This is a genomic window from Mangrovibacterium sp. (assembly GCF_059905295.1).
Map to the genome: position 1 here is coordinate 1 of NZ_JBZQJF010000042.1, position 16,882 is coordinate 16,882.

Consider the following 16,882-nt stretch of genomic DNA (forward strand, 5'->3'; position numbering starts at 1 on the left):
GAATCCAAAAATGAAAGAATCCATCAATCTGACTATCTTTAGCCCCTCAGTTAAAAGTATTGCCCGGATTAATGAAGAAACTGTTTCGAAAAACAATTGAATTACCCTTGGAAATTGTAGAGCTGGAAGAGAACAATTACCATCTCATGTTGAAAAGCCACCTTTCGAATGGAGAAGAGGCTTGGTGGATTATTGATACCGGCGCTTCGAAAACGGTTTTTGACCGAAACCAGGAACAATACTTCAGCTTTGTGGAAGATTCCGGTCGACAACAATATCAAAGTGCCGGAATTAATGAAGGAATGGTTGAGACTAAAGTTGGTAATATTTCCAAAGTTCGGTTTGGCCAGATTAAAATAAAAAACCTGAGAGTTGCACTTATCGATCTGAAACACGTCAATGAAATTTACCAACGCTATCACGACAAACATATAGCAGGTTTGCTGGGAAGCGATGTTTTGGCGAACTATGGCTGTCAGATCGATTATCTGAACAAATCGATTACATTTCAAACAAAACCAATTTTGGAACCCTAAAAAATCTGTTTTAAAATAGATTTAACACAGGTGCTCTTTCCCTAAAAATGAATATATTTGCGACCTGTTGAAACAAAAATTAAGGAATAAAAGCTTTTCTCAACACCAAAACGATTCTATGAAAGTCAAAAAATACATGACCCGCAAAACGATTTACCGCCTGCTGCTTTGCATGGCTGTAGTCTTGTCGGCTGTATTGTTTGACGCCTACCATCAAGCTCCGTCTTCTCAGACGAAAAGCCCGGCAAGTCAATCAGAATCGTCTCAGAGCATCGTTTCCACGCCCGAATTTTGTGTCAACCCGGCCACGACATTTAAGTTAATTAACGGAGCCGATAAACTTTTCTCCGGTTTGGTATTTGCCGGAACACGAAACGAGCTTTTAGCCGAATGGCACAACAACCGCTCGTTCCATTTATTGAAAGCCGAATCCTTAAGCAGGGATCAATTTTTCCTGTTATCGGCTCATTTCATGAAATTCAACTGTTGTCACCATTCCAACCCCGACGACAGTTCTGCTTCAGCATAATTTAAACTCCCATTCCTGCCGAAATTCCGGTATCGGGAGAATTACGCCTTTTTTACACTTCAAGAAATTCAAATAAAAACGATAGATTTTAAAATTTACAACAAATGCAAAACAAAGGATTAATCAGAATTTTTGCCATTTTATTGGCTCTGGTTTGTGCTTACCAGCTTTCCTTTACCTTCGTCGCCCGTAAGGTAGAAAAAGATGCTCGCGAGTACGCCAAAGGAGACAATATGAAAGAGATTGTTTATCTCGACTCTATTTCCGGAAAGACCGTTTACAATTTCCTTGGACTAAAACACTACAGCTACAAAGATGTAAAAGCCCTGGAGATGAACCTTGGTCTTGACTTGAAGGGTGGTATGAACGTAACCCTTGAGGTTTCTGTTGCCGACCTGATCAAGTCACTTTCAAACAACAGTACTGACACAACATTTAACGCAGCTTTGGCGCGTGCGAAACAAATGCAACGCAACAGCCAGGACGACTTTGTTACTCTGTTCGGTAAAGCGTTCTCTGAAATTGATCCGAATGCTCAGTTGGCTGCTATTTTCAGCACCTGGGAGTTGAAGGATAAGGTGAAAACGACTTCGACAAATGCCGAAGTAATGAAAGTGATCCGCACCGAAACAGATGCAGCGATTGATAATGCATTCCAGATTATCCGTTCTCGTATCGACCGTTTTGGTGTAGCTCAACCAAACATTCAAAAACTGCAAACTCAGGGACGTATCCTGGTTGAATTGCCTGGTGTCGACGACCCTGAACGTGTTCGTAAATTGTTACAAGGAACAGCCAAATTGGAGTTCTGGGAAACTTACGACAACCGAAACAACGAAATTACGCCAACATTGATGAAAATCAATGAGGTGATTAAAGAAGTAAATTCGTTGGGTGGAGATACAACGAAAACAGCTGCTACAACAGCCGCAAAAACTGAAGCTGCTGCTACCGACACAACAGGTAACAGTTTGTTGAATGAAATGGAAAGCTCATCCGACACTGCTGCAGTTGATCAAATGGCTGACTTCAAAAAACAATATCCATTATTTGCGATATTACAACCGGCCCAAACTCCTGACGGTCAAATGTACCCTGGACCGATCGCCGGAACAGCTCACTTTAAAGATACTGCAGCTGTTGATGCCTATCTGAATATGCCTCAGGTGAAAGCAGTAATCCCAAGAAGTATGAAATTCCTGTGGACATCGAAACCAATTGACGCCGCAGGAAACTATTTCCGCTTAATCGCTATTAAAGTAACAGGTCGCGATGGCCGTGCTCCACTGGATGGTGATGCCATTGTTGACGCCCGTCAGGACTACGAACAATTTGGTAGCCGCCCTGAAGTATCGATGACCATGAACAGCGAAGGTGCAAAAACATGGGCTCGTTTGACAAAAGACAATGTTGGCAAGTCAATCGCGATCGTGTTGGATGGTTATGTTCGTTCATACCCAACTGTAAACGGCGAAATTACCGGAGGTCGCTCTAGTATCACCGGTCTGGAGTCGGTGGAAGAAGCGAAAGACTTGGCAAACATCCTGAAGTCTGGTAAAATGCCGGCACCGGCACATATCATTCAGGAAGAAATTGTTGGACCTTCATTGGGTCAGGAAGCAATCAACAGCGGTTTATGGTCGTTTGTAATCGCGTTCCTTTTGGTACTCGCTTACATGTTATTCTTCTATAGCAAGAAAGCAGGTTTGGCTGCAAACATTGCCCTGATCGCCAACTTGTTCTTCATCATTGGGGTGTTAGCATCAATCGGAGCCGTATTAACACTGCCTGGTATCGCCGGTATCGTATTAACGATTGGTATGTCGGTGGATGCGAACGTGCTGATCTACGAACGTATCCAGGAAGAAATCAAAGCAGGTAAAGGCTTGAAACTAGCTATCCACGATGGTTATAAAAACGCTTACTCAGCCATTATCGACGGTCAGGTAACAACCTTGCTGACAGGTATCGTTCTTTACTTGTTCGGTTCCGGTCCAATCAAAGGTTTCGCAACAACCTTGATCATCGGTATCTTCACATCCTTATTCTCTGCCATCTTCCTGACTCGTTTGACTTTCGAGCGTCAGTTGAAACGTGACAAGAAAATTACCTTCACATCAAAAATGACCGACAACTGGTTGCGTAATGCAAAAATCAAGTTCCTGGGTAAACGTAAAATTGCTTACATCGTTTCAGGTACTTTGATCGTGATCTCTTTGTTGTCAATCTTCACTCGTGGCTTCAACTACGGTATCGACTTCAAAGGGGGACGTACTTATGTTGTTCGTTTCGATGAAGACGTAAAAGTTGCCGATGTTGGTAAAGCCTTAGCTGGTGTTTATGGTGAAGCTCCTGAAGTAAAAACTTTCGGTGGAGACAACCAGGTGAAAATCACAACCGAATATAAAATCGACGAAACATCAACAGCAGTTGATGAAGAAGTTGATCAATTATTGTTGAAAGGTCTGCAACAAGGTGGTTTCATCCCTAACGATGTTACGATGGCTCAGTTCGACTCAAACTATCGTATGAGTTCGCAAAAAGTTGGTCCGACCATTTCTGATGACATTAAGAAAGATGCGATGATCGCCATCGGCTTCTCCTTGTTGATCATCTTCCTGTACATCCTGCTTCGTTTCCGCAACTGGCAGTTTGGTTTGGGTGCCTTGTTAGCCCTGGCTCACGATACCATCATCACCCTTGGATTCTTCTCGTTATTATACGGGTTCCTGCCATTCTCTTTGGAAATCGACCAGGCTTTTATCGCAGCGATCCTGACGGTGGTTGGTTACTCAATTAACGATACCGTGGTTGTATTCGACCGTATCCGTGAGTATTTCCACATTCACCCAAAACGTTCGATGGAAGTAAATATGGACGAAGCCATGAACTCAACATTGCGTCGTACCTTCAGTACTTCATTGAGTACATTCGTGGTAATTTTGGCCATCTTCCTGTTTGGTGGTACTTCAATCCAAGGTTTCACATTCGCCTTGTTGATTGGTGTAGGTGTGGGTACTTACTCTTCAATCTTCGTAGCAACACCGATTGTTTACGATACCTACAAACAAGTTGAAAAAACAAAAGGAAAGAAAGCTGTGAAATAATTCCGGCAATCTGCATAAAACAAAAGCCTCCGGTCAACCCGGGGGCTTTTTTTATTGCCCTTTTTCAAATTGTACTAAACTAAGGAAGTCGTAAAACTGTTTGTATATTTGCCTAAAATTTGGATACATGACGGCTACACTTTTATTTATAAGCGGCAGCGAAATTATCGTTGTTTTTATGGTTGCACTGTTGTTTTTTGGATCGAAAGCAATACCCGACATTGCCCGTACATTGGGCAAAGGGTTGCGGGAATTCAAAAAAGCAACCAATGAAATACAACGCGAACTGGAAGGCAGCACCGGTGATTTTAAACGTGAAGTAGAAGATATTCGCTCAACGCTAAAGAAAGAATCGACACGCATATCGGAAGACTACAAGCAGGTATCGAAAAAAATTGAAGAACAAGGAGAAAACCTGACCAAGACAGTAGAGGACGAAAGCAAACAAAAATAAGCCCAACTTTTCATGATCGATTTGATATTATATACGGCAGCTATGCTGCTTTGCTTTGTACTGCTGGCACGAATTGTCGACCAATTTTTCGTGGTATCGCTCGACCGCATTTCGCACGACTGGAAACTGTCGTCGGATGCTGCCGGAGCAACACTGATGGCTGTAGGCTCCAGTGCTCCGGAACTATTCGTAGCACTTTTTGCCGTGCTTAAACCAGGCAACCACGATGCCATCGGTATCGGGAGCATTGTAGGAAGTGCCCTGTTTAATTTGCTGGCTATTGGTGGTATTGTGGCTTTAGTACGCAAATCGTCGTTAACCTGGCAACCGATGATCCGCGATATCGCCTTCTATTTTGTGGCTGTTGTGCTGTTGCTGTGGGGAATTATCGATGGGAATTTCAGCTTAACCGACTCGCTCCTATTTTTGGCATTGTACGTCGTTTATGTGTTTGCCGTAGTTCGCTGGCGCCACTGGTTCCCATACAAGGACAATGGCAAAGATGCCCAGCACGAAGAAGAGGAAGAAGAGAAACCAAACCTGATAGACCGAATCTTAAGTTTCTGCCTGCCCAAGCCGGAACATTATTACTGGATCTTCCTGATCTCGATCGTTCTGATTGCCGGCATGAGCTGGGTACTCGTTGAATCAGCAATTCATATTTCGCACATTCTGAACATCCCGGAAACCATTATCGCCTTGACTGTCTTAGCAGCTGGTACTTCCATCCCCGATTTAATTTCGTCGATGATTGTAGCCAAGCAAGGCCGTGGCGACATGGCACTTAGCAACGCTATCGGTTCCAACATCTTCGACATTTTGGTTGGTCTTGGTCTCCCGTTTCTGATTGCTATTTTAGCCAGTGGCGAAGGTATTCCTGCAGGCGGACAAAACCTCGAAGGCTCCTCGATCATCTTGTTTGCATCGCTTATTGCCTTTGCCCTTTTGCTGCTGGTTAAACGTTGGAAAATTAACTGGGTAACCGGAGTTATCCTTTTGGGACTTTACATTGCCTATCTGGCACGTGAAATTATTATGCTTTAACTATCTTTAGGCAACCAAACAGAGCAACCCTTGATTTACGCAAAAAACATTACCAAAGCATTTGGCGACCTTCAGGTTCTGAAAGGTATTGATCTGGAGATCCCTGACGGCAAATTGTATTCCATTGTCGGCCCCAGTGGTGCCGGAAAAACAACCCTGCTTCAGATTCTGGGAACATTGAGCAATCCCGATTCCGGTGAATTAATGATAAAGAATGAATCGGTATTCAAGCTAGGTGAAAAACAGCTGGCAGCTTTCCGTAACCGGGAGATCGGCTTTGTATTTCAGTTTCACTACTTACTACCCGAATTCAATGCCCTGGAAAATGTTTGTTTACCTGCTTTTATTGCCAAAAAAGGTAAAAAGGAAACCGAAGAACGGGCCAAGGAGTTACTCAGCTTCCTGGGTTTATCGGAACGCTTAACGCACAAACCGGCCGAACTATCAGGTGGCGAACGTCAGCGGGTGGCTGTGGCACGTGCCCTGATTAATAAACCGTCGGTAATCATGGCCGATGAACCATCGGGTAACCTGGACACCCAAAACCGCAACGATCTGCACGACCTGTTCTTCAAACTACGCGACGAATTCAACCAAACCCTGGTGATTGTTACCCACGACGAAAACTTTGCCCGCCAATCCGACCGGATTATCCGCATGCGGGATGGACGAATTGAAAAAGATTAAAAACAAAAAGCCCCACCGAGACGGCAGGGCTTTTCATGTTATAAATCTTATCAATTATAAGAACGTATCTACGTCAACCAATTCCATATTGAAAGCTTCGGCAACGCCTGCATAAACGATTTTTCCGTCGATCACATTCAATCCCTTTTTCAGAGGCAAGCTGTCTTTACAGGCCTTCTTCCAACCTTTATTTGCAATCTGAATGGCATAAGGTAAAGTTGCATTCGTCAATGCCAAAGTTGAAGTACGAGGCACTGCACCAGGCATGTTGGCTACTGAATAGTGAATTACATCGTCGATCACATAAGTCGGATCGTCATGAGTGGTTGCTTTTGTCGTCTCGAAGCAACCACCCTGGTCAACAGCTACGTCAACCATTACTGTTCCCGGACGCATGGTCGGGATCATATCACGGGTAACCAATTTCGGAGTTTTTGCTCCCGGAATTAACACCGCACCAATAATTACATCGTGTGTTTGAACCATTTCGCGAACATTATATTCGTTACTCATCATGGTTTTCACGTTAGCCGGCATAATATCGTCGAGGTAACGCAAGCGCTTCAAGTTAATATCCATAATTGTTGTATCGGCACCCAAACCAGCAGCCATTTTTGCAGCTTCGGTACCAACAATACCACCACCCAAAATCAGCACTTTTGCAGGAGGAACACCGGCAACACCGCCCAGCAATACACCATAGCCACCATAGGTTTTTTCCAGGTATTTAGCACCTTCCTGAATTGACATCCGTCCGGCAACTTCCGACATTGGGATCAACAAAGGTAATGAGCGATCGTCCATCTCTACTGTTTCGTAAGCCAGGCAAACAGCCTCACGCTCAATCATCGCTTTCAATAGCGGCTCGCACGAAGCAAAGTGGAAATATGTGTATAGGATCTGCCCTTTCTTGATTAACTTATACTCAGGCTCAATCGGTTCTTTTACTTTAATAATCATTTCTGCAATGGCGTACACTTCTTCAATCGTTGGAAGAATTTTGGCACCTGCTCCTTCATAAGATTCATCCGGGAATCCGCTCCCGTTACCTGCAGTTGCCTGTACGTACACTTCATGACCATTCTTAACTAACTCAGCTGCACCGGCCGGAGTTAACGCAACCCGGTTCTCATTGTTCTTAATTTCTTTGGGTACTCCAATAATCATATCGCATCAAATTTTAATAATCATACATCAAATTTAGAGCAATAAGCACTTGCAAAACATGACAAAGGACAAGGAATAGACGCAGTCGGGCAAAGGTTAACAATTAGTTCAGATTGGTATGACAACCTACCAATGTACCGCTAATAATTTCGTAGAATTAAATCTTTAAAAATTTCAATTTTGTCGGGATATTGCGATTTCAATTTAAATTTGATAATCGTATATTTGCCCTCCTTAGATAAATACTTAATATTAATATGCCTACAACGTCGATCCGGGGAAATAAAATGCCTGATTCACCGATCAGGAAGTTGGTTCCCTTGGCTAATAAAGCCAAGCAACGAGGAATAAATGTGTATCACTTAAACATTGGTCAACCTGACCTTCCCACTCCTCAGCGAGCGTTGGATGCGATTCGGAGCATTGACCGAAAGATTCTGGAGTACAGTCCAAGTGAAGGAATTTTGTCACTTCGCCAAAAGCTGGCGGCCTACTATCATAAATTCAAGATTGATGTTAATGTCGAGGATATTATTGTAACTGCCGGCGGTAGCGAAGCTGTTACTTTTGCCTTCATGTCATGTCTCGATCCGGGCGACGAGATTATCGTTCCCGAGCCGGCCTATGCCAACTACGAAGCTTTCGCGATTGTAGCAGGTGCTGTTATTAAATCAATCCCTGCAAAAATTGAAGAAGGATTTGCCTTACCTCCGATTGAAGAATTCGAAAAGCTGATCACCCCGAAAACCAAGGGAATCATGATTTGCAACCCGAATAACCCAACCGGATATTTGTACACGCAATCCGAAATGAACGCCATTCGCGACCTGGTTAAGAAATACGATCTATACTTGTTTTCGGATGAAGTTTACCGGGAGTTTTGTTATACCGGTGCACCTTACATCTCGGCATTCCACCTGGAAGGAATTGAGCAAAATGTCATCTTAATCGACTCGGTTTCGAAGCGTTACAGCGAGTGCGGAATTCGTATTGGTGCCTTGATTTCGAAGAACGAAGAGGTCCGCCGCAATGTGATGAAGTTCTGCCAGGCTCGCTTAAGTCCGCCGTTAATCGGACAAATTGCAGCCGAAGCTTCTCTGGAAGAAACCGACAGCTACCTGATGGATTCGTACAATGAATACGTTGAGCGACGTAAATTCCTGATCGATGGTTTAAACCGCATCGACGGTGTTTACTCCCCAATCCCAATGGGAGCATTTTATACCGTGGCACAGCTTCCGGTCGACGACTCGGATAAATTCTGTGCCTGGTTGCTCGAGGAGTTCAACTATGAAGGAGAAACCATATTCATGGCACCGGCAACCGGCTTCTACACAACTCCGGGCTACGGCACCAATGAAGTTCGTATTGCTTACGTACTGAAGAAAAAAGATTTGGCAAAGGCTTTAAAAATCCTTGAAAAAGCACTGGAAGCTTATCCGGGAACAGTTTACAAGCACAACCATTAATAATCCGACAGATCAAATACAGCAAGGCTTCACTACGGTGAGGCCTTTTTAGTTGAAAGCCGATACTTGATCATGCCGTCAATTCCCTGATCAAGCCACTGAAAATATAGCCATGAAAGGGGTACACAAACGCCCAATAGAGGCGCCCATAAACTCCTTTAGGCCGGTAGGTGGCTGTCTGAACCAACTCATCTCCCTCAATCCGAAACTCGAGCCAGGCTTCACCGGGCAGCCGCATCTCGGCCAGCAGCAACAAACGCCCTTCATCCTTGTTAGCATACAGCACCCGCCAAAAGTCGAGCGTATCTCCCACCTGGATCCGGTCAACATTAGTTCGTCCGCGCCGCAAGCCAACCCCATGAAACAGTTTATCCCAAAACCCGCGAAGGCGCCATAGCCAATCGCCGTAATACCAGCCGGTTTCTCCACCAATACGCCAAATTCGTTCAATACAGGCTTCCCGATCATTCATCTTACGACGCCGAATATCTTTAAGGCAGCCAAACTTAGGCACGTTAATGAAATCGGTAATTCGGTATTCCAAACGACCGCTGATGGCTGAATCTTTCCAACTGGACACAATTTCATTCTGCTCTATCTTTTCAAAAGCCTTTACAATGGCTTCGTGGTACGATAAGGGACGGATGTCCAACAATTCCGTTAACGGATGATCCTGTGCAACCACCTCAACCTTCATACTATCGACCAATGCCGTAGCCAGTTTATAAGAGGTAGAGGTGACAAAATACAACCAGTAGGACGAAAAACGAGGTGTCATCACCGGAACAATCAGAATTTTACGCTTCAGTCCACGCACTCTTGCAAACTCCTGCAGCATTTCTTTATAGGTCAGAATGTCGTCTCCGGCAATATCGAAACTTTCGTTAAATGCTTTTTCATAGCCCAACACACCAGTTAAAAAACGGATGACGTCGCGAATAGCAATGGGCTGACATTGCGTGTTTAGCCATTTAGGAGCGATCATCACGGGAAGTTTTTCAACCAGATCACGAATAATTTCAAAGGAGGCACTTCCGGATCCAATGATAATCCCGGCCCTCAAGGTTGTTAAAGCATAACTCCCCCGTTGCAACTCATCCTCGACTGTTTTGCGCGATTGCAAGTGACGCGATAAAGTTTCTGAATTCACAATTCCACTCAAATAAATCACCTGCTTCACCATGGTCTTCTTTAGGGCATCCCTAAAATTAATGGCCGACAGCTTCTCCAATTGATCAAACTCATTGGTTGCCGACATGGAATGCACCAAATAATAAGCAGCCTCAATGTCAACAGGAATATTAACCAAACTCCCGGCACGCGTTAAGTCGTTTTCAATAACTTCAATCTGCGCCAGCAAAGAAGCCGGTGGATTAAACCGTTTTTGATCACGTACGCAACACACAACCTGATGGCCCTGATCAACCAATACGGGCAAAAGTCTTTTCCCAATATATCCGGTAGCCCCGGTTAATAGTATTTTCATGCACCCCAAGCAAATGTGACTTTATTGCTGAAACGCCAAACTGGTCGATTCGGTTGCAATCCACCCCATGGCATAAAAAGATTTCACAAAAAACACTCATGATTCCGGGGAATCACCCACAGAGATGAAAGTGGAGGAAAACAAGAGAAGGCAGTTGGAAACAATTGAAGACAATCGAATGGAGATGGGAACTTGCTCGAAGCGATTTCGGCCTACTTTTTATCGAGGGTAGGAAGCGAACCGGAAGCTTAGTGAAGCCGGGAAGCTCCGACGGCAGAAGGAGATCACCCGACTGAACTTAGCTTTCAGGAGCTGATATCTGAAGATAAAAATCAGCCTTGCGTTTTCTGTTTCGTCTTTGGGGCAAGCCAAAGATGAAAACCCGCCTGGTAAGGCTAGCGGAAATGTATTGGAGCAGAATCGCTCCTCTTCAACGCATCTTGAAAAAGACTTTCACAAAAAAAATGCAAGTCAACCGCAAGTTCCACACCGTTGTGGTGTCCAATCGCCAAAACAAAATTTCAACCTTAAAAAGACAGGAATATGCAAAACAAATTTTCATGGCGGGCATTTATCAGCTTCGGCCTCACTTACGCTGTAATCATCCTTCTCGTTTCCGGCTTAATTCTTTATGTATCGCCACCGGGTCGTTACGCACACTGGGTAAACTGGACCTTGCTTGGTGCAACCAAAGAAGGATGGCAAGCGATTCACACCATCTTTTCATTGGCCTTTGTTGTGCTGTCCATCTTCCACTTGTTCACCATCAACTGGAAAGCTTTCCTAAGCTACCTGAAATCGAAAACCAGTAAGCCAACCGGCAAAAAGAAGGAGCTCATCCTTTCGAGCCTGTTCGTGCTCATCTTCTTTACAGGTACTGTGTTCTCCATTCCTCCGTTTAGCTCGGTCATGGAACTAAGCGAAAACCTCACCGGTTCGTGGGAAAAGACGGAAGAAACACCGCCTGTACCTCATGCTGAACTACTAACATTAGCCGAGCTGGACCATCAACTGGATAATCTGACCTTAGAACAAATTACCGATAAGTTGAAGCGCAACAAGATCAACTTCGAGAATACTTCAACCCAAACATTGCAGGAAATCGCCGCGCAAAACAACCAAACACCAATGGCCATTTACGAGAAACTGACCCGCAAACCAGCATCACAAATGCAGGGCAGCGGCATTGGTCGGAAATCACTCGAAACGCTATGCAACGAACTTAACAAGCCAATTGACGAGATAATCGGATTATTGGAGGAGAATGACATTATTGCCGACAAAAAACAAAACCTACGGGCCATTGCTGAAGAGAACGACATAACCCCAAAGGAAATATACGATCTAATCAATCAATAAAGTAACAATTACGAGTGCACAATCTTGAGGTATGTGCACTCGTAACTCATCTCAAAAAAATGACAAAAATCAGGCTTTCAAAACAACCACATACCGACTAGCAACCAGCAACTTAAACACAATGTAAACTTTCGGAAAATTTACGTTACTCATGACTTTTAACATGATTTTTTCGGCTTAGATATTCTTCTTTTGCGCCCGTTTTAAATAAACATCAGCAATTAACGAGGTAAACATTTTTGAGCAATGACTGAAGAACGTAAATTGAAACTAAGAACGTTGTTAAGCGATTATTTCATCATCACGATGGGGATGAGTTTATATGTCGTTGGATGGACTTTGTTTTTAATTCCTGCCGAAATTACCGGTGGAGGCGTAAGTGGTTTATCGGCCCTGTTATTCTATAGCACCGGGTTTCCCATTGCCATTTCATATTTCATCATCAATGTCTTTCTGATCCTTGTTGCCATTAAAGTTTTAGGCGCAAGCTTCGGCATTAAGACAATCTGGAGCATGCTGGTTGCCACAGTTCTCTTTTGGATTACTCCGGGCCTCATCAAAGAGCCGCTAATCGACGACATCTTTCTATCCTCGGTATTAGGTGGTATGCTTGGCGGAGTCGGCATCGGTCTGGTGTTTACTCGTGGCGGCAGCACCGGTGGCACCGACATTATTGCAATGGTTATTAACAAATACCGCAACGTAAGCCCCGGACGTATCATCATGTATTGCGATGTGATAATTATTGGTTCCAGTTATTTCATTTTCAATTCTCCGGCAAAATTGGTTTACGGCTACGTTAACATGTGGGTAGTTTCGTATGCAATTGATGCTTTTTTAAGCGGGGCCAATGCTTCTGCCCAAATTTTTATATTTTCGAAGAAATTTGTTGAGGTAGCCGACTATATCAACCAAAATGCCAATCGGGGTGTTACAGTCATCGATGGTACCGGTTGGTATTCTAAGGAAGACACTAAAATAGTCATGACCGTCGTTCGCAAACGCGAATCGAGTATGATATTCAGAAAATTAAAGGAAATTGACCCGGACGCCTTCATTTCCATGGGAAGTGTGATGGGAGTTTATGGAAACGGGTTCGAAAAGATCAAAATATAGTATGAAGAAGTATTGGGTTGAAGGAGTTTTTATTGTAACAGCAATCGCGTTAGTCACCTGGATTTTTATTGAAAAAGGAAAATCCGGCATACCCCCAACTCAATTACAGGAAGAACAAGAAGTAAGCATCCCGGAACCCGTATTAAAGTTCGGTCTTCCGGTGGATTCATTCTACATAGAACCCGGAAAAATAAAGCGAAACCAAAACCTGTCGGACATTCTGCTCCCTTACGGTGTTTCGTATCAAACAATTGCCGACATTGCTCAAAAATCGAAATCTGTCTTTGATGTTCGCAAGTTAAAAAGCGGTAACGATTACTATTTTTTCAGCACACCCGATAGCAGCCGCGAGGCCCGCTATTTTGTGTATGAAGTCGACCCCATTGAGTATGTCGTTTACCAGCTAACCGACAGCCTGTCGATTTACAAAGGGGAAAAACCAATTACCCGCAAAATAAAAACCGCCTCGGGTGTTATTACATCGTCGCTGTGGAACGCAATGACCGATAATAATATCAACCCGGTGCTGGCCATTGAGCTGTCGGAAATATATGCCTGGACCATCGACTTCTTCGGCATTCAGAGCGGTGATAAGTTCCGTCTTATTTACGAAGAAAACTATGTCGACAGCATTCCGGTTGGCATCAACGCCATCTATGCTTGCCAGTTTCAAAACATGAACGAAGATTTCTACGCTTTTCGTTTTGAGCAGGACAGCATCTTCAGCTTTTACGACGATAAGGGGAAAAGCCTGAAGAAAGCCTTTTTGAAAGCGCCTTTGAAATTCTCCCGTATTAGCTCCAGGTTTACGAACAGTCGTTACCACCCCGTACTGAAAATCAGGCGCCCACACCACGGTGTCGACTATGCAGCCCCCATTGGTACGCCGGTTCATGCCATTGGCGACGGTGTTATTACCCGCAAAGGCTACCAGGCCCGTGGCGGCGGAAACTACATGTACATCAAACACAACTCGGTTTACACCACCAGCTACATGCACCTGAACAACTTTGCCAAGGGAATGGCTCCGGGCGTTCGCGTTCACCAGGGACAGGTAATTGGCTACGTAGGTAAAACCGGGCTGGCAACCGGTCCGCACCTGGACTTCCGCGTTTTCCGCAACGGATCGCCTATGGATCCGCTGAAGGTAAAAGCACCACCAGTTGAGCCGGTCAAAGAATCGCTTATGCCTGAGTATACCCATCTGAAAGATTCGATGATGATCCGCTTGCAGGAAATCCCCTTCAACCCCAATGATACGGTGCCTGCAGCTGACACGACCCGGGTTATATCGGCTTTGGTGAACTGAAAACTACACCTTACAAACTTTCTCCTAACTCACTGCTTTTTCCAAAGTTCTAAACTTTGGAGAAGTTAACAACTGCCCTCATGCCCAAAAACACCCTCCTTGGTTGTGCCCGGTTAATCAAAATACATTATATTAATACTTCACGTTGAAATTGCGGCTATAGCGACCGGTAAAGTATCGTAGGTCAGGACAAATTAGCCTTTTATTTATTGAATTTTGAGCTCCCTTGGCGTTACGGCTGTGAAGGTCATCTGCCGGAATAGTCCCGCCTTATATTGCGGAGTCATCCGATGGGCAGGTAGCACCACTCAGCACATGAGTAGCCTTATCCGAAGGGAAGGTAGCACCACTCAGCACATGAGTAGGCAAATCCGAGGGTCAGGTAAGAGCACTCACCACATGAGTAGCCAAATCCGAGGGTCAGATAACATCACTCAGTACATGAGTAGTCAAATCCGAGGGTCAGGTAACATCACTCAGCACATGAGCGGCTGTACCCGAGATTAAGTTGACACCACTCAGTACATGAGTAGCCACATCTGCGAGTCAGGGAAGAGCAGAATTAGTGCGCAACTGACGATTTTTTTTTCGAGCAATATCAAAACTAAAAACCAAAAGCGATGATTAAAATTGGACTATCAAAATTAAACAACAACGCCCTGTTTACTTTTTGTATGCGGGTGTACGAACTGATCCTAGCTGTTAAAACACCCGAAATGGGGATCGATTTCTACTTCGGACAATTTACCGATGATTACAACCAGTACAAAACGGGTATGGAAAAAGGCGTGCTAAGTGCGGCCGAAGTTGCGCAACTCGATAACTTCCGCGACCAAATGTGGGTGGCTTTCCGTACGCATATTAAAAACTACCGGCGCCATCCCGATTTAGCCGAAAAAGCAGGAACTTTACTGGCCGAAATAGACAAAAATGGCCCCGGGGTTACCCGCTTGGGGCATGCAACAGAAACAGCCATTATCCACAATGTCACCGATACGCTAAACGCCAACTTTAACTCCGCCCTGAACGAGATACAGGCTACCGTGTGGTTTGATTTGCTCGTGCAGGCCAACACCGATTTCGAAACAGCCCAGCGCAAGGTAAATGCAGCAAAAACGACCTTCAACGAGGTTGATGCCGCCACAACCGTTCGCCCACCATTAGAAGAAAGCCTGCGCAAGCTGCTCAATTTCCTGCCCATGCAGGCCGAAATAACCGGCAATGCTGACCTGGAGGAGCTGGTGAAAGAACTCGAAACCGAAGCCAGCCGGTTCTGACTTCTTATTGACCGGGTGACTTTGAGTCACCCGGTCAATCCACTCCCGGTCAATCCAAGATTGAAGGTATAAAAGAAACGGCCGGATGATAAGCATCACCCGGCCGTAAAATCAATCCATAAATCTATATCTGTTAAACTCCCAACTTGTTTCGTAGAATTTGTTCGGGCTCCGTAAAATTGCCTGATACAACATGGCCATTCAGCGGTACAATTTTTTCGTGAATAGCATCGATTATCCAGCTGGCTTGCGGGAAGAATGAGTTCTCCAGCTCATAAGCCGGCGTAATCCAGTTACGTGAACCAACAACTACTGGCGGAGCATCCAGCTCGTCGAAGGCCAACTCTGTAATGTTTGAAGCTAAATCGCGCATAAATGAACCACGAGCCGAAGCATCGCCTGAAATCACAATGCGACCGGTTTTCTTGATCGACTCGATCACCGGTTCGTAGTTAAACGGAACCAACGAACGGGCATCGATCACCTCGGCACTCATACCATATTTTTCCTGTAGCTGGTCGGCAGCTTCCAGCGCCCGGTATAGGGTTGCACCAATGGTCAGGATGGTCACATCCGAACCTTTTCGTTTTACATCAGGCTCTCCAAACGGAATTTCGTAGTACTCTTCAGGAACACCGCCTTCGTGGAACTGCTCACCAATGTCGTAAATACGTTGGCTTTCGAAGAAGATAACCGGATCGGTTCCCTGCAAAGCCGAGTTCATCAACCCTTTGGCATCGTACGGCGTTACCGGGAAGCAAACTTTCAGCCCGGGGATATGAGCAGCCAGCGCAGTCCAGTCCTGCGAGTGCTGTGCCCCGTATTTCGAACCAACTGATACACGAATCACAACCGGCATCTTAATTACATTACCACTCATGGCCTGCCATTTGGGCAATTGGTTGAACACCTCGTCGCCGCAACGTCCCAGGAAGTCGCAGTACATAATCTCCGGAATCACCCGTCCGCCACACATCGCATAACCAATGGCAGTACCAATAATGGAAGCTTCGGCAATAGGTGAGTTGAACAGGCGTTGATAAGGCAAGGCCTCAGTCAAACCACGGTAAACGGCAAATGCACCACCCCAGTCGCGGTTTTCCTCGCCATAGGCTACCAGGGTTGGATCTTTATAGAATCGGTCAACGACAGCTTCGAAAATACCGTCGCGCAAACCGTATTGTTTAATTTTTGAGAATGGTTTCCCATCTTTATCGAAAGCAAAACGCTCTTTGGTTTTCAGCTGCTTCACGCGCGGATTTTCCTCCATCGGGTGATTAACCTCAACCGGACGATCTTCCATTTTATCAACCGATTGATTTGAGAACATCATATCGCCTAA

General features: G+C 44.9%; 14 protein-coding genes. 11 read left to right on the top strand and 3 right to left on the bottom strand.

The features are described 5' to 3' along the window. Nucleotides 1–71: 71 nt before the first annotated feature. From AC37HE_RS02530 to AC37HE_RS02555, 6 genes are all read left to right on the top strand, one after another. On the top strand, nucleotides 72–536 hold the full coding sequence (locus AC37HE_RS02530; RefSeq protein ID WP_500781204.1) for a retropepsin-like aspartic protease: 465 nt from the start codon (nucleotides 72–74) through the stop codon (nucleotides 534–536). A 118-nt stretch (nucleotides 537–654) separates the two neighbouring features. Continuing rightward, complete coding sequence (locus tag AC37HE_RS02535; RefSeq protein ID WP_500781205.1) at nucleotides 655–1,065, top strand: hypothetical protein; 411 nt, start codon at nucleotides 655–657, stop codon at nucleotides 1,063–1,065. Between the two features lie 104 nt (nucleotides 1,066–1,169). Beyond that, nucleotides 1,170–4,172 (top strand): protein translocase subunit SecDF, encoded by a 3,003-nt coding sequence (gene secDF / locus AC37HE_RS02540; protein WP_500781206.1) that lies wholly within the window; start codon nucleotides 1,170–1,172, stop codon nucleotides 4,170–4,172. Nucleotides 4,173–4,299: 127 nt separating this feature from the next. Then, nucleotides 4,300–4,626, top strand: a complete 327-nt coding sequence (locus AC37HE_RS02545; RefSeq protein ID WP_500781207.1) for a twin-arginine translocase TatA/TatE family subunit — start codon at nucleotides 4,300–4,302, stop codon at nucleotides 4,624–4,626. 12 nt (nucleotides 4,627–4,638) lie between these two features. After that, entirely contained in the window at nucleotides 4,639–5,670 is a 1,032-nt protein-coding gene (locus tag AC37HE_RS02550) for a calcium/sodium antiporter (RefSeq protein WP_500781208.1), read from the top strand. A gap of 30 nt (nucleotides 5,671–5,700) precedes the next feature. Further along, nucleotides 5,701–6,357: an ABC transporter ATP-binding protein gene (locus AC37HE_RS02555; protein WP_500781209.1), complete on the top strand. Its 657-nt coding sequence runs from the start codon at nucleotides 5,701–5,703 to the stop codon at nucleotides 6,355–6,357. 54 nt (nucleotides 6,358–6,411) lie between these two features. Here AC37HE_RS02555 and ald read toward each other — a convergent pair whose 3' ends face one another. Further along, nucleotides 6,412–7,524 carry an alanine dehydrogenase gene (ald, locus tag AC37HE_RS02560; RefSeq protein ID WP_500781210.1) on the bottom strand — a complete coding sequence of 371 codons (1,113 nt, stop codon included), beginning with the start codon at nucleotides 7,522–7,524 and terminating at the stop codon, nucleotides 6,412–6,414. Between the two features lie 257 nt (nucleotides 7,525–7,781). Between ald and AC37HE_RS02565 the strand changes: the two genes are divergently transcribed. Continuing rightward, nucleotides 7,782–8,993: a pyridoxal phosphate-dependent aminotransferase gene (locus AC37HE_RS02565; RefSeq protein ID WP_500781211.1), complete on the top strand. Its 1,212-nt coding sequence runs from the start codon at nucleotides 7,782–7,784 to the stop codon at nucleotides 8,991–8,993. A gap of 70 nt (nucleotides 8,994–9,063) precedes the next feature. Here the strand turns inward: AC37HE_RS02565 and AC37HE_RS02570 are convergent, their stop codons facing one another. Further along, the gene (locus AC37HE_RS02570) at nucleotides 9,064–10,479 is read right to left on the bottom strand and encodes an SDR family oxidoreductase (protein WP_500781212.1); all 1,416 of its coding nucleotides are present in this window, start codon (nucleotides 10,477–10,479) and stop codon (nucleotides 9,064–9,066) included. A gap of 543 nt (nucleotides 10,480–11,022) precedes the next feature. Between AC37HE_RS02570 and AC37HE_RS02575 the strand changes: the two genes are divergently transcribed. The 4 genes from AC37HE_RS02575 to AC37HE_RS02590 all read left to right on the top strand — a co-directional run bounded on the left by AC37HE_RS02575 (nucleotide 11,023) and on the right by AC37HE_RS02590 (nucleotide 15,540). Then, a complete protein-coding gene (locus AC37HE_RS02575) occupies nucleotides 11,023–11,838 on the top strand; it encodes a DUF4405 domain-containing protein (protein ID WP_500781213.1) in 816 nt (271 codons plus the stop codon). 246 nt (nucleotides 11,839–12,084) lie between these two features. Further along, nucleotides 12,085–12,954 carry a YitT family protein gene (locus AC37HE_RS02580; protein ID WP_500781214.1) on the top strand — a complete coding sequence of 290 codons (870 nt, stop codon included), beginning with the start codon at nucleotides 12,085–12,087 and terminating at the stop codon, nucleotides 12,952–12,954. A gap of 1 nt (nucleotide 12,955) precedes the next feature. After that, nucleotides 12,956–14,263 carry a M23 family metallopeptidase gene (locus AC37HE_RS02585; protein WP_500781215.1) on the top strand — a complete coding sequence of 436 codons (1,308 nt, stop codon included), beginning with the start codon at nucleotides 12,956–12,958 and terminating at the stop codon, nucleotides 14,261–14,263. Between the two features lie 620 nt (nucleotides 14,264–14,883). Continuing rightward, the gene (locus AC37HE_RS02590) at nucleotides 14,884–15,540 is read left to right on the top strand and encodes a DUF6261 family protein (protein WP_500781216.1); all 657 of its coding nucleotides are present in this window, start codon (nucleotides 14,884–14,886) and stop codon (nucleotides 15,538–15,540) included. A gap of 133 nt (nucleotides 15,541–15,673) precedes the next feature. Here the strand turns inward: AC37HE_RS02590 and AC37HE_RS02595 are convergent. Further along, nucleotides 15,674–16,882: alpha-ketoacid dehydrogenase subunit beta (locus tag AC37HE_RS02595; protein WP_500781217.1), on the bottom strand; the 1,209-nt coding region annotated here is incomplete at its 5' end.

Excerpts from the sequence above, each read along its gene's own strand:
- AC37HE_RS02530 (WP_500781204.1), top strand. The coding sequence starts at position 72 with ATGAAGAAACTGTTTCGAAAAACAATTGAATTACCCTTGGAAATTGTA.
- AC37HE_RS02535 (WP_500781205.1), top strand. The coding sequence starts at position 655 with ATGAAAGTCAAAAAATACATGACCCGCAAAACGATTTACCGCCTGCTG.
- secDF (WP_500781206.1), top strand. The coding sequence starts at position 1,170 with ATGCAAAACAAAGGATTAATCAGAATTTTTGCCATTTTATTGGCTCTG.
- AC37HE_RS02545 (WP_500781207.1), top strand. The coding sequence starts at position 4,300 with ATGACGGCTACACTTTTATTTATAAGCGGCAGCGAAATTATCGTTGTT.
- AC37HE_RS02550 (WP_500781208.1), top strand. The coding sequence starts at position 4,639 with ATGATCGATTTGATATTATATACGGCAGCTATGCTGCTTTGCTTTGTA.
- ald (WP_500781210.1), bottom strand. The coding sequence starts at position 7,524 with ATGATTATTGGAGTACCCAAAGAAATTAAGAACAATGAGAACCGGGTT.
- AC37HE_RS02565 (WP_500781211.1), top strand. The coding sequence starts at position 7,782 with ATGCCTACAACGTCGATCCGGGGAAATAAAATGCCTGATTCACCGATC.
- AC37HE_RS02570 (WP_500781212.1), bottom strand. The coding sequence starts at position 10,479 with ATGAAAATACTATTAACCGGGGCTACCGGATATATTGGGAAAAGACTT.
- AC37HE_RS02575 (WP_500781213.1), top strand. The coding sequence starts at position 11,023 with ATGCAAAACAAATTTTCATGGCGGGCATTTATCAGCTTCGGCCTCACT.
- AC37HE_RS02580 (WP_500781214.1), top strand. The coding sequence starts at position 12,085 with ATGACTGAAGAACGTAAATTGAAACTAAGAACGTTGTTAAGCGATTAT.
- AC37HE_RS02585 (WP_500781215.1), top strand. The coding sequence starts at position 12,956 with ATGAAGAAGTATTGGGTTGAAGGAGTTTTTATTGTAACAGCAATCGCG.
- AC37HE_RS02590 (WP_500781216.1), top strand. The coding sequence starts at position 14,884 with ATGATTAAAATTGGACTATCAAAATTAAACAACAACGCCCTGTTTACT.